Raw genomic sequence first — 12,576 nt, 5'->3', positions numbered from 1 at the left:
TCGGCATGAGCGGGGCGGCCGGGCAGGCCCGGACTCCGGCACCGCCGGCCTGCCGCTGCGCGCCCGCACCTGGAACCGACCTGCCGCGGACAGCGGAAGGGGCCCCGTCGCCGTACCCGACGGGGCCCCCGAACCAACCCTGCGTCACTCCGACTTGATGGCCGTCAGCACGTTCAGCCGGGCCGCCCGGCGCGCCGGCCAGAGCGCGGCGAGCACTCCGACCGCGCCGGCCAGCGTCAGGAACACGGCCATCCGGCCCCACGGCAGGACGAGTTCGTAGGTCGGCATCGACGTGCCGATCAGCTCACCGGCCGCCCAGCCGAAGAACACGCCGAGCCCGATGCCCAGGACCCCGCCGAACAGCGAGATCACGAGGGACTCCAGCCGCACCATCCGCTTCACGGCCCGCCGGTCCAGCCCGATGGCCCGCAGCATGCCGATCTCCTGCGAGCGCTCGAACACCGACATCGCCAGCGTGTTGACGACCCCGAGCACCGCGACGATCACGGCCATCGCGAGCAGGCCGTAGAGCATGTTCAGCATCAGCGTGAACATCTGCGCGATCTCGTCGGAGAGGTCCTGCCTGCTCTGCACCTTGATGGCCGGATTGGCGCCGAGTGCCTTCTCCAGCCCGTCCTTCGTGGCGTCCGAGGCGCCGCCGGCCGTCTTGACCATGACCTGCATGTCGGTCGGGTCGTCCTGGTGCGGGGCGAGGGCGGTGTTGTCCAGGATGACGCCCCGGATCATCTCGTTGCCCTGGTAGACGCCGGCGACCGTCAGCCGCTGCTTCGCGCCGTCCTCGTACGCCACCGTGAGGTCCGAACCGGCCCTCCAGCCGTGGGACTCGGCCGTGTCCTCGTCCACGACGACCCGGCTGCCGCCGACCCGGAAGGCGCCGTCGTCGACCGTGAGGTCGGTGAGCCGCGCGATGGCGGAGCCGGTGACGCCGGTGACGTACTCGGTCTGCCCGTCGATGCGGACGGGGGCGTTGCGCAGCGGGCTGGTGACGGTCACCCCGTCGGTCGCCCTCAGCTTCCTCTCGACGTCGGGGGAGAGGCCGCGGCCGTTCGCCATCGACACGACGTAGTCGGCCCGCACCGCGTCCGACGCCATCTTGTCGATCGACTTCTGGAGGCTGCCCGCCATCACCGTCATGCCGGTGATCAGGGTGAGGCCCACCATCAGCGCGGAGGCCGTGGCGGCCGTACGGCGCGGGTTGCGCACCGAGTTCTGCCGGGCCAGCTTGCCGGACACGCCGAAGATCCGCAGGACCGGCGCGGCGGCCGCGATCAGCGGCCGGGACAGCAGGGGCGTCAGCACGAACACGCCGATCACCAGCAGGGCCGCGCCGAACCCCATGGGGGCCTGGCCGTCGGAGCCGTTCATCGTGGTGGCCGCGAGGACGACCGCGACACCCGCCGCCGAGAACAGGGCGCCGAGGGTGTTGCGCAGCACCAGCGACCTGGTGGTCGCGGTGGCGTGGACGCTGCTCATCGCGGCGACCGGCGGGATCTTCGCGGCCCGTCGGCCGGGCAGCCAGGCCGCCAGCACGGTGATGACGACGCCGACGGCCAGGGCGGTCGCGACCGTGCCGGGCGACACGACCAGCGGGCCGTCGGGAACGGTCGCCCCCAGCGTGCCCATCAGCGAGCGCAGTCCGGCGCCGATGCCGACGCCCGCGACCAGTCCGGTCAGCCCGGCGACCGTGCCGACCACGAACGCCTCGACCAGCACCGACCGGGTCACCTGCCGGCGGGAGGCGCCGACCGCGCGCAGCAGCGCCAGCTCCTTGGTGCGCTGGGCGACCAGCATGGTGAAGGTGTTGGCGATGATGAAGGTGCCGACGAAGAGGGCGATGCCGGCGAAGACCAGCAGGCCCTGCTTCAGGCCGCTCATCTGCGAGGAGATCAGTTCTGCCTGCTCGTCGGCGAGTTGCCCGCCGGTGGTGGTCTCGACGAGGTCCTTCGGCAGCGCCTTGTCGAGGGCGGCCTTCAGCGCGGCCTGCGAGGTGCCGGCGGCGGCCTTGACGTCGATCTCGTGGTACGTGCCGGGCTTGCCCAGCAGCCGCTGCGCGGTGGCCGTGTCGAAGAGGGTGAGGCTGCCGCCCGCGGCGACGTTGCCGTCGTCGGTGGTGAAGACGCCGGTGATCCTCGGGGTGAGGACGGGCCCGTCCACCGAGAGTCGCACGGTGTCGCCGACCTCGTAGCCGGCCCGCCGGGCGGTCTCGGAGTCGAGGGCGATCTCGCCGGGGCCCCGCGGGGCGGTGCCCTCCTGGAGCGGGTACCGGGGGTCCTTGTCGCCCCAGTAGTTACCGCCCTGTGACTGGAAGCCCTCGCCGACGAGCTTGCCGTCCTTGTCGGCGATCGCGGTGAAGCCGCGCACGACACCGATGGCGGACGCGGCGCCGGGCACCTTCGCGCTCGTGTCGAGAAGGGACGGGGTCAGATCGGGGGTTCTGCCGATGCGGTCGCCCTCGTCCTCCTGGAACTCGGCCGTGACGGCGACGTCGACCTGGTCGAATCCCTTGGCGGAACTCTTCTGGTAGGCGTCGGAGATGGTGTTGGTGAAGACCAGCGTCCCCGACACGAAGGCCACGCCGAGCATCACGGCGAGCACGGTCATCAGAAGCCGGGCCTTGTGCGCGAGGACGTTGCGCAGGGCGGTACGGAACATGGGTTCTTTTCTTCTCGGTCCTGTCGGTCCTTCGGCCCTGTCGGACCTGACCGGGATTCAGCTGGTGCGGCCCTTGGCGTCGAAGCGCTTCATGCGGTCGAGCACGGACTCGGCGGTGGGGCCGTGCACCTCGTCGACGATCCGGCCGTCCGCGAGGAACACCACCCGGTCCGCGTACGCCGCGGCCACCGGGTCGTGGGTCACCATGACGACCGTCTGGCCCAGCTCGCGCACCGAGTTGCGGAGGAAGCCGAGCACTTCGGCGCCCGAACGGGAGTCGAGGTTCCCGGTCGGTTCGTCGCCGAAGACGATGTCCGGCCGGGAGGCGAGGGCGCGGGCGACGGCGACGCGCTGCTGCTGGCCGCCGGAGAGCTGCGAGGGGCGGTGGCGCAGCCGGTCGGCGAGCCCGACCATGCGGATGACCTTGTCCAGCCACTCCTTGTCCGGCCTGCGGCCGGCGATGTCCATCGGGAGGGTGATGTTCTCCAGGGCGTTCAGGGTGGGCAGCAGGTTGAACGCCTGGAAGATGAACCCGATCTTGTCCCGGCGCAACCTGGTGAGCTGCTTGTCCTTCAGGGAGCCCAGCTCGGTGTCGCCGATGCGCACGGAGCCGGAGGAGAAGGTGTCCAGCCCGGCCACGCAGTGCATCAGGGTGGACTTGCCGGAGCCGGAGGGGCCCATGATCGCGGTGAACTCTGCCTGCCGGAAGTCGACGGAGACCCGGTCCAGGGCGACCACCCGGGTCTCGCCCTGCCCGTAGGTCTTGGACAGGTCGGTGGCGCGCGCGGCCACGACGGTGGACCGGTCGGCGAGGGGCGTGGTGGTCACGGCGGGGCTCCTGTGGGGACGACGGCGTGGTGCGTTTCGGGATCCGCACCATCGTCTCGGCCGCCCGGCGCCCTGTAGTCAGCCGCTGCTCCGGTATCGGGGGCAGACCTGCGAGGGACCGCGGGCCGCCGTGTCATACCAGGGGATGACACGCGCCCCTGAGGTGCCGTTCGTCAAGAACAGGTGGAGCACCCTCGTTCGGGCGGTGAAATTCCGTCATTCCGTCCCCACCCGACGACGGCGCGCATGAGGCTACTGGCACGTGCGGATGGCGAGTTCACGGTCTGATGCACACTCAGAAGTCAATAAAATAAGACAACATCGGGTCGCCCGGCCCCTGTTGGTCCGAGACCTCCCGATAGGCTCCAGTCGCGACGCGGAGCCCATGGCCTGCCCGGATGGTGGAATGCAGACACGGCGAGCTTAAACCTCGCTGCCCCTCGCGGGCGTACCGGTTCAAGTCCGGTTCCGGGCACCACCTTCTTGCGGCGGCCGGCCGTTCACCGCCCCCGGCTCCGATCCTCATCGCTTCCCGCCCCACCCGTTGACACCTGGCGAACGCACGCGCACACTCACGTCCGGCAAGAGTGAAGAAAAGTTCACTACACGAACATCGTGCCCCGGTGTCGCGAGCACCAGGCACCGGACACCGTGGCAATGACGCCCGTCTGAAGGGAACGCCCGATGCGCACCACTGTCGGCATCATCGGCGCCGGCCCCGCCGGCCTCCTCCTCGCCCGGCTGCTGCACAACGCCGGGATCGACTCCGTCGTCCTGGAGGGCCGCGACCGGGCCTACGTCGAGCAGCGCCAGCGCGCCGGGATCCTGGAGCAGGGCACGGTGGACGTCCTGCGCGCGGCCGGGGCCGGGGAGCGCCTGGACCGCGAGGGGCTGCGCCACGACGGGATCGAGCTGCGGTACGACCGCAAGCGCCATCGCGTCGACTTCCCCGCCCTCACCGGCGGCCGGTCCGTCACGGTCTACGCCCAGACCGAGGTGTGCAAGGACCTCATCGCCCTCCAACTGCAGGAGGGCGGCCCGCTGCTGTTCGAGGCGGAGGCGCTCGCCGTCGAGGGGGCCGGCACCGACCACCCGCGCGTGCGGTTCCGGCGCGACGGGCGCGAGGACGTCCTGGAGTGCGACTACGTCGTCGGGTGCGACGGCTTCTGGGGGGTCTCCCGTGCGGCCGTACCCGCCGAACTGACCCGCGTCTTCGAGCGCACGTACCCCTTCGGCTGGCTCGGCGTCCTCGCCGACGTGCCGCCCTCGCACGACGAGCTGGTCTACGCCCGCCACGACCGCGGCTTCGCCCTGCTGTCCATGCGTTCCCCGTCCGTGTCCCGTCTCTACCTCCAGGTGCCCGAGGGCACGGACGCCGGGTCCTGGAGCGACGAGGAGATCTGGGCCGAGCTGGAGCGCCGCTTCGAGACGGACGACGACTGGACGCTGGAGCGCGGCCCGATCACCCAGAAGTCGGTCACCCCCATGCGGTCCTACGTCCACGAGCCCATGCGGCACGGCCGCCTCTTCCTCGCCGGTGACGCGGCCCACATCGTGCCGCCCACCGGCGCCAAGGGCCTGAACCTGGCCGTCGGCGACGTCGTCACCTTCGCCCGCGCCCTCGTCCACGAGCGGGAGACGGGATCGGCGCGGCTGCTGGAGGCCTACTCGCAGACCTGCCTGCGCCGCGTCTGGCAGGCCGAACGGTTCTCGTACGACATGACGACCCTCCTGCACCGCGCCCCCGGCGCCACCCCCTTCGAGGAGCGCCTCCAGCTCGCCCGCCTGGACCGCATCGCCTCCTCCCGGGCCGCCGAGACCGACCTGGCGGAGGCCTACACCGGGTTCCCGTTCGAGTGACGCGAGCGACGCGAGTGATGTGAGTGGCGTAGGGGCAGCGTCGGCGCGCTGTCGCCGCCCGGTCCCGGTCCGGTACCGAGTCGGTACCGGACCGGTCAGGAATGAGGTACTCCACCCCGGGGAATCAGAGATCGACATAGCGTGTTGCCCAAGACGGCAAGGGAAAGATCCTCCCCAAGCAGTAGGGTCATTCCTTTGCCTACCTATTACTCTTGAGCCAAGGCCGCGCTGTGTGGCCATGGAGGAGTGAAATGAGGAGCAGAAACCCGGTCTTCTCGCGACGGGGGTTCAGCCGCGACAACGGCTACGCGGGCTTCGACGCCGCGCCGCAGGCCGGGGGTCCCGCTGTCGGCACGCAGCAGGGCAACCCGTACGCGCAGGGCGGCCCCGCCGCCCAGCCGGCCGGCAACCCCTACGCGCAGAACCCCTACGCCCAGCAGGACGTCCAGTACGGCGCACCGCAGGCCCCGGTCACCACCGGCGGCGTCATGACCATGGACGACGTCGTCGCACGCACCGCGACCACGCTCGGCGCCGTGGTCGTCACCGCGGTCCTGTCCTGGCTGCTGCTGCCCGTCGACGAGGCCAACCTCGGCAAGTCCTACGCCATCGGCGTCGGGGCCGGTCTGGTCGCGATGGTGCTGGCGCTCGTCCAGTCCTTCAAGCGCCGCCCGTCGCCCGCGCTGATCCTGTCGTACGCCGCCCTCGAGGGCGTCTTCCTCGGCGTGATCTCCAGCGCGGTGTCCACGTACATCGCGGACGGCGTCGTCGCCCAGGCCGTGCTCGGCACGATGGCGGTCTTCGCCGGCGTGCTCGTGGCGTACAAGGCGGGCTGGATCCGCGTCAACCGCCGCTTCTACGGCTTCGTGATGGCGGCGGCCCTCGGCTTCGTCCTGCTGATGGCGGTGAACCTGCTGTTCAGCGTCTTCGGCGGCGGTGACGGCCTCGGCTTCCGCAGCGGCACCCTCGGCATCGTCTTCGGTGTCATCGGCATCATCCTCGGTGCCTGCTTCCTCGCCCTGGACTTCAAGCAGGTCGAGGACGGCATCGCCTACGGCGCCCCGCGCGAGGAGGCCTGGTTCGCCGCCTTCGGCCTCACGCTGACCCTGGTGTGGATCTACATGGAGTTCCTGCGACTCCTGTCGATCCTCAACAGCAGCGACTGACGCGAGCGCCTCGGCGGCGACGCGCCGACGTCACGAAGGGCCCCGGGTCACCCCGGGGCCCTTCGTCGTGGGTGACGTGCGGGATGCGGTGCGGGCGCGCTACCGGAGCTTGCGCGCGGCCCTCCTCAGGTCGTACTCGTGGACGATCGCCTTCGCGTGGCCGTACGCGAGGTCGTACTCGTGGCGGAGCCAGCTCACCTTCTCCTCGAAACGGAAGAGGGAGGGGCCGTCCTCCACGGTGCGGAGCCAGTCGGCGACTTCACGACCGGTGCAGTGGGGGATGCGGGCGAGCATGTTGCGGTGGGTCTCCTCGGAGAGGACATGGGACATCGGCGCCTCCGGACGCAAAGGGGATGTAGGCCGGTCCTTCAGGTCACCGTGCCTGAGCGTTCGCCCGTTGGCAACAGTCCCGGTACGGCGCGTACGCTCACGACGTGGTGGATACGAAGCGTCTGACGCAGGCCGTGGATCACTTCGCCGACCGGTTGCGGGCGGCACCGCAGAGTCGGCTCCAACGGAGCGGCGCGGCCGAAGCGCTGGGGCTGGCCAGGGAGTTCGCCCGGCGGGCCCAGCTCGCCGAGGCGCCGGGAGCCGAACCCCGGGAGATGCCCGACGCCGGGATGTTCGCCGCGGCCGACCAGATCACCGTCGCCGTGCACGACCTGGCCCTCGTCCTCACGGACGAGGGCCAGGTCGACGAGGCCGTGCGGTTGGTGGAGGAGGCGCAGAAGCGGGCGGGGGTCTGACGGGGGACGGGACCCGGCCGCCGGGGACGCCTCAGAGACCGGCTATGACCCGGTCCGCCAGGATGTAGACGCTCTCCTCGCCGCAGGCGAAGGTCAGGGCGTACGCGCCCGAGATGCCCGAGCCGCCCAGCAGGTACGGCGTCTCACCGGCCGTCAGGGCCCGCGCGAGGCGGTCCGCGGTCTCCCGGTGACCCGGAGTCATGCACAGGGTGGTGCCGTCGGCGAAGACGTAGACGTCCAGGGTGCCGAGCGGACCCGGCCGCACATCGGTCAGTTCGACACGGGCGGCGGCGAGTTCCTCCAGCGCGGTCACCGTGCGCTCGTGGTCGTTGGCGACGGGTGACTGGACCGGCACGAAGTCCGGGTGGGAGGGGTGACGGCGGCGGGCCGCCGCCAGTTCGGGGGAGTCACCGGCGAACTCGTCGGCGTCCGCGGGCGGCTCGGTCACCGGCTCCAGCGGCTCCATGCCCACGAAATCGGCCTGCCGGGGCAGGAACAGCTCGCTGTCGGGCAGACCCAGCAGGGAGGGCGCGTCGGAAGCGTCACGGGCCTCCTGGGCGGCCCAGAAGGCGCGCGCCTCGGCCAGCTCCCGCTCCCGCTCCTCGGCGAGGGCCTCGGCCACCGCCGCGCGTATCTCCTCCGTGTCGGCCGTGGTGCGGGCGGCCGGAACGAAGCCGCGCGTCCCGGCGGCGCCCTCGGCGGTCTCCGCGAGCTGCGTGTGCAGAGCCGCGACCTGACGGCGCAGCTGCAGCAGGGTGCGCAGGACGGCGACGCCCACGGCGCCCGTGGCGGCCGTGGTGACCAGCAAGGCGATCGGCATGGCGCTCACTGACGTACTCCCGGTTCAAAGTCGACCCCCGACTTCCTACATCAGCTTGAAGGGCGGACTATCCAGCTGTCAGTGCGTAACGTCACGAAACGGGCAGGAAATTGGACCCGGCCCCAGGTGGTGAAACGACTCTGAGCTGCGTAAATCCCTCCGGGGAGGGAGATAGGTCACATCCTGGGGGAGATTGGATCACAAAACGGCCCGGAATCCAGGGGCTTCCCAGACTCCGGGCCATCGGCTCACGGCGGGTGCCCCGACGGCTACCGAGAGGTGACGGTCGGGGCCTGCGCGCGACTCAGCTGAGGCGCTCGACGACCATCGCCATGCCCTGGCCGCCGCCGACGCACATCGTCTCCAGGCCGAACTGCTTGTCGTGGAACTGGAGGGAGTTGATGAGCGTGCCGGTGATGCGGGCGCCGGTCATGCCGAAGGGGTGGCCCACGGCGATCGCGCCGCCGTTGACGTTCAGCTTCTCCAGCGGGATGCCGAGGTCGCGGTAGGAGGGGATCACCTGGGCGGCGAACGCCTCGTTGATCTCGACCAGGTCGATGTCGTCGATGGTCAGGCCGGCCCGACGCAGGGCCTGCTTGCTCGCCTCCACCGGGCCGAGGCCCATGATCTCGGGAGAGAGGCCGGAGACGCCGGTGGACACGATCCGGGCGAGCGGGGTCAGGCCCAGCTCACGGGCCTTGGTGTCGCTCATGATGACGAGCGCGGCGGCGCCGTCGTTCAGGGGGCAGCAGTTGGCGGCGGTGACCATGCCGTCGGGGCGGAAGACCGGCTTCAGGCCCGCCACGCCCTCCATCGTGACGCCGGCGCGCGGACCGTCGTCCTTGCTGACCACCGTGCCGTCGGGGGTGGTGACCGGGGTGATCTCCCGCTCCCAGAAGCCGTTCTTGAGGGCTTCCTCGGCGAGGTTCTGCGAGCGGACGCCGAACTCGTCCATGTCCTGGCGGGTGACGCCCTTGAGGCGGGCCAGGTTCTCGGCGGTCTGGCCCATCGCGATGTAGGCGTCCGGGACCAGGCCGTCCTCGCGCGGGTCGTGCCAGGTGGTGCCCTCCTGCTCGGCGACGGCCGCGGTGCGGGCCTCCGCCTCCGCGAAGAACGGGTTGTGCGTGTCGGGCAGGCTGTCGGAGTTGCCCTTCACGAACCGGGAGACCGTCTCGACGCCGGCCGAGATGAAGACGTCGCCCTCGCCGGCCTTGATGGCGTGCAGGGCCATGCGGCTCGTCTGGAGGGACGAGGAGCAGTAGCGGGTGACCGTGCAGCCGGGCAGGTGGTCCATGCCCATCTGCACGGCGACGACGCGGCCGAGGTTGTTGCCCTGCTCGCCGCCGGGGAGGCCGCAGCCGAGCATCAGGTCGTCGATGTCCCTCGGGTCCAGCTCGGGGACCTTGGCGAGGGCGGCCTGGATGATGGTGGCGGTGAGGTCGTCCGGGCGCAGGTCCTTCAAAGAGCCCTTGAAAGCGCGGCCGATGGGGGAGCGGGCGGTCGAGACGATGACGGCTTCGGGCATCACGGCTCCAGAGAGGAAGGGGGCGGCGCGCGGCGCCTCGTCGAGGGGCGGCGGGCGGGCGTACGGGTGGTTCTCCCGGACGGGACGTGACTGGAAGTTACCCGTACGTATGGGCCAGGTCACGGGTGTGGCGGTGTGACCCTGGCCGCAGTTTTCTAAGCGCTTGCTTTTTCGGCGCCCCTCCCTCCGCCGGTCCTTCCGGCCCTTGCGGTCCCGCCGCGCCCTCCGGTCCCGCCGCGCCCTCCGGTCACGGCGACACCCGGGACGGCTCCGGCTCCGGCACGCGGCGCCGCCGCCGCTTGAGCAGGGCCCACGGACCCCTCGGGCCCGTCGGCATGGCCGCCGCGACCTCGGTGCCCGCCTCCTCCACCGCCTCGGCCGCCGCCCGGGCCACCGGGAGGAAGCCTTCGCGTCGGGAGGCGTCGGGACGCTCCTCCTCCGCCGGCCACAGCCCCAGCGCCGCGCAGACCGTCGGCAGGACCGCCATCGCCGCCGTGGCGTAGCCCTCCGCCGAGGGGTGGTAGTGGTCGGGGCCGAACAGCTCGCCCGGATTCGCCTCGAACTCGGGACCCAGCAGGTCGCCCAGCGACACCGTGCGGCCGCCCTGCTCGACCACGCCGATCGTCTGGGCGGCCGCCAGCTGGCGGGAGGCCCGTCTGGCGAGCCACCGCAGGGGCTGCCCGACCGGCTCGATCGTGCCCAGGTCGGGGCAGGTGCCGACGACCACCTCCGCGCCGGCCGTGCGCAGCCGTCGTACCGCCGCCGAGAGGTGGCGCACCGAGCGGGTCGGGGGCATGCGCGCGGTGACGTCGTTCGCGCCGATCATGATGACGCAGACGTCGGGCACCGGGCCGTGGTCGCCCAGGACGAGCGCCACCTGACGGTCGAGGTCGTCGGAGCGGGCGCCGGGCAGCGCCACGTTCCGCAGTTCCACCGGCCGCTCGGCGACCGCCGCGAGCCCCGAGGCCAGCAGCGCCCCCGGCGTCTGCCCGGCCCGGTGCACGCCCTGCCCCGCCGCCGTGGAGTCGCCCAGCAGCGTCAGGTACAGCGGCTCCACGCCGGGGCCGGGGGAGTCGTAGGCGCGGCCGTAGCGGCCGTCCGCCGGGGGGACGTGCGGGTGTGTGCCGTTGCCGACCTGGCGCCGGGCCAGCCGCACCTCGGCCAGCACCAGGCCGACGGCCGCCGCGCCGGCCAGCCCGATCCCGCCGCCGCCGTAGGCCGCTCCGGCCGCGATGCGCCGGGCCACTCTTGCCCTGGACATGCTCGTCATGCCTCGCCGCCACCTCCTCGTGTCCGTACACCCACTCCTTGCCCCGCACGGACCGTGGGTCAATCTCGACAGGGAGTGAACGTCGCGGGCGGGGCCGTAGGCTGGCGTGACCACTACGACCACTGTTTTGCAAGCAACCGGAGACAACGGTGCAATTCCACGACTCGATGATCAGCCTCGTCGGCAACACCCCGCTGGTGAAGCTCAACAGCGTGACCAAGGGCATCCGGGCGACCGTCCTGGCCAAGGTGGAGTACTTCAACCCGGGCGGTTCCGTGAAGGACCGCATCGCCCTGCGCATGATCGAGGCGGCGGAGGAGAGCGGCGCGCTCAAGCCCGGCGGCACGATCGTCGAGCCGACCAGCGGAAACACCGGTGTGGGCCTGGCCATCGTGGCGCAGCAGAAGGGGTACAAGTGCATCTTCGTGTGCCCCGACAAGGTGAGCACCGACAAGATCAACGTGCTGCGGGCGTACGGCGCCGAGGTCGTCGTCTGCCCGACCGCCGTGGACCCCGAGCACCCGGACTCCTACTACAACGTCTCCGACCGGCTGGTCCGTGAGACGCCCGGCGCGTGGAAGCCCGACCAGTACTCCAACCCCAACAACCCGCTCTCCCACTACCACTCGACCGGCCCCGAGCTGTGGGAGCAGACGGAGGGGCGGATCACCCACTTCGTCGCGGGTGTGGGCACGGGCGGCACCATCTCCGGGACCGGCCGCTACCTCAAGGACGCCAGCGACGGCCGCGTCCAGGTCGTCGGCGCCGACCCCGAGGGGTCCGTGTACTCGGGCGGCTCCGGACGGCCGTACCTCGTCGAGGGTGTCGGCGAGGACTTCTGGCCGACCGCCTACGACCGGACCGTCGCCGACGAGATCGTCGCCGTGTCCGACAAGGACTCCTTCCAGATGACCCGGCGGCTGGCGAAGGAGGAGGGGCTGCTCGTCGGCGGCTCCTGCGGCATGGCCGTCGTGGCCGCCCTGCGGGTCGCCGAGCGGCTCGGCCCCGACGACGTCGTCGTCGTACTGCTGCCCGACAGCGGCCGCGGCTACCTCAGCAAGATCTTCAACGACGAATGGATGGCCGACTACGGCTTCCTGGAGGACGAGGGCCCCAGCGCCCGCGTCGCCGACGTCCTGGAGGACAAGCAGCACGGCGCCATGCCCTCCCTCGTCCACATGCACCCGGAGGAGACCGTCGGCCAGGCCATCGAGGTGCTGCGCGAGTACGGCGTCTCGCAGATGCCGGTCGTCAAGCCGGGCGCCGGCCACCCCGACGTGATGGCCGCCGAGGTGGTCGGCTCCGTCGTCGAGCGCGAGCTGCTGGACGCCCTGTTCAGCAAGCGGGCCTCGCTGGAGGACCCGCTGGAGAAGCACATGTCCGCCCCGCTGCCGCAGGTCGGCTCCGGTGAGCCGGTCGGCGACCTGATGTCCGTCCTGGGCACCGCGGACGCGGCGATCGTGCTCGTCGAGGGCAAGCCGACCGGTGTCGTCAGCCGGCAGGACCTGCTGACCTTCCTCGCCCGGGGCGGGAAGTAGTTTCCGGCGCGCGGGGGCGGAACACCGGGGAAACCTGCGGTGAACCGCCCCCGGCGGCGTCGGACTTCCGTTTCCCCACCGAAAAGGTGGAATTCGGAGCGGACTTCGCGGAAGTGGTACGCGGGCGTCACGTCCGCGCAGCACACGCTT

10 protein-coding genes and 1 tRNA gene are annotated in these 12,576 nt (G+C 71.4%); 5 read left to right on the top strand and 6 right to left on the bottom strand.

The genetic code is table 11. The features are described 5' to 3' along the window. Positions 1-144 precede the first annotated feature (144 nt). Positions 145-2,673: an ABC transporter permease gene (locus ACH4N1_RS10395; RefSeq protein WP_398096076.1), complete on the bottom strand. Its 2,529-nt coding sequence runs from the start codon at positions 2,671-2,673 to the stop codon at positions 145-147. 57 nt (positions 2,674-2,730) lie between these two features. Next, a complete protein-coding gene (locus ACH4N1_RS10390; protein WP_398096074.1) occupies positions 2,731-3,501 on the bottom strand; it encodes an ABC transporter ATP-binding protein in 771 nt (256 codons plus the stop codon). A gap of 392 nt (positions 3,502-3,893) precedes the next feature. Between ACH4N1_RS10390 and ACH4N1_RS10385 the strand changes: the two genes are divergently transcribed. The 3 genes from ACH4N1_RS10385 (at position 3,894) to ACH4N1_RS10375 (ending at position 6,527) form a co-directional block, all read left to right on the top strand. Continuing rightward, positions 3,894-3,979: transfer RNA gene (locus tag ACH4N1_RS10385), tRNA-Leu, on the top strand. 206 nt (positions 3,980-4,185) lie between these two features. Continuing rightward, a complete protein-coding gene (locus tag ACH4N1_RS10380) occupies positions 4,186-5,361 on the top strand; it encodes a 4-hydroxybenzoate 3-monooxygenase (RefSeq protein WP_398096072.1) in 1,176 nt (391 codons plus the stop codon). A 251-nt stretch (positions 5,362-5,612) separates the two neighbouring features. Next, positions 5,613-6,527 carry a Bax inhibitor-1/YccA family protein gene (locus tag ACH4N1_RS10375; RefSeq protein ID WP_382780666.1) on the top strand — a complete coding sequence of 305 codons (915 nt, stop codon included), beginning with the start codon at positions 5,613-5,615 and terminating at the stop codon, positions 6,525-6,527. A gap of 99 nt (positions 6,528-6,626) precedes the next feature. On the opposite strand, the gene ACH4N1_RS10370 is transcribed toward ACH4N1_RS10375, so the two are convergent. Beyond that, entirely contained in the window at positions 6,627-6,857 is a 231-nt protein-coding gene (locus ACH4N1_RS10370) for a DUF4287 domain-containing protein (RefSeq protein WP_366057378.1), read from the bottom strand. Positions 6,858-6,961: 104 nt separating this feature from the next. Between ACH4N1_RS10370 and ACH4N1_RS10365 the strand changes: the two genes are divergently transcribed. Then, positions 6,962-7,273, top strand: coding sequence for a hypothetical protein (locus ACH4N1_RS10365; RefSeq protein ID WP_398096070.1), 312 nt, complete (start codon positions 6,962-6,964; stop codon positions 7,271-7,273). A 31-nt stretch (positions 7,274-7,304) separates the two neighbouring features. Here the strand turns inward: ACH4N1_RS10365 and ACH4N1_RS10360 are convergent, their stop codons facing one another. The 3 genes from ACH4N1_RS10360 to ACH4N1_RS10350 all read right to left on the bottom strand — a co-directional run bounded on the left by ACH4N1_RS10360 (position 7,305) and on the right by ACH4N1_RS10350 (position 10,888). After that, positions 7,305-8,102 (bottom strand): hypothetical protein, encoded by a 798-nt coding sequence (locus ACH4N1_RS10360; RefSeq protein WP_398096069.1) that lies wholly within the window; start codon positions 8,100-8,102, stop codon positions 7,305-7,307. A 295-nt stretch (positions 8,103-8,397) separates the two neighbouring features. Continuing rightward, on the bottom strand, positions 8,398-9,618 hold the full coding sequence (locus ACH4N1_RS10355; RefSeq protein ID WP_382789813.1) for an acetyl-CoA C-acetyltransferase: 1,221 nt from the start codon (positions 9,616-9,618) through the stop codon (positions 8,398-8,400). Positions 9,619-9,865: 247 nt separating this feature from the next. Continuing rightward, positions 9,866-10,888: an SGNH/GDSL hydrolase family protein gene (locus ACH4N1_RS10350; protein ID WP_398096068.1), complete on the bottom strand. Its 1,023-nt coding sequence runs from the start codon at positions 10,886-10,888 to the stop codon at positions 9,866-9,868. 149 nt (positions 10,889-11,037) lie between these two features. Between ACH4N1_RS10350 and ACH4N1_RS10345 the strand changes: the two genes are divergently transcribed. Beyond that, positions 11,038-12,426: a cystathionine beta-synthase gene (locus ACH4N1_RS10345; protein ID WP_398096067.1), complete on the top strand. Its 1,389-nt coding sequence runs from the start codon at positions 11,038-11,040 to the stop codon at positions 12,424-12,426. Positions 12,427-12,576 lie beyond the last annotated feature (150 nt).

The organism is Streptomyces sp. NPDC017202, assembly GCF_044331705.1.
Classification (GTDB): Bacteria; Actinomycetota; Actinomycetes; order Streptomycetales; family Streptomycetaceae; genus Streptomyces.
This window is presented reverse-complemented; position numbering and strand designations above follow the sequence as displayed.

Bases quoted from the DNA above. Each gene is read 5' to 3' on its own strand.
- ACH4N1_RS10355 (WP_382789813.1), bottom strand. From the start codon at position 9,618: ATGCCCGAAGCCGTCATCGTCTCGACCGCCCGCTCCCCCATCGGCCGC.
- ACH4N1_RS10350 (WP_398096068.1), bottom strand. From the start codon at position 10,888: ATGACGAGCATGTCCAGGGCAAGAGTGGCCCGGCGCATCGCGGCCGGA.
- ACH4N1_RS10380 (WP_398096072.1), top strand. From the start codon at position 4,186: ATGCGCACCACTGTCGGCATCATCGGCGCCGGCCCCGCCGGCCTCCTC.
- ACH4N1_RS10395 (WP_398096076.1), bottom strand. From the start codon at position 2,673: ATGTTCCGTACCGCCCTGCGCAACGTCCTCGCGCACAAGGCCCGGCTT.
- ACH4N1_RS10375 (WP_382780666.1), top strand. From the start codon at position 5,613: ATGAGGAGCAGAAACCCGGTCTTCTCGCGACGGGGGTTCAGCCGCGAC.
- ACH4N1_RS10370 (WP_366057378.1), bottom strand. From the start codon at position 6,857: ATGTCCCATGTCCTCTCCGAGGAGACCCACCGCAACATGCTCGCCCGC.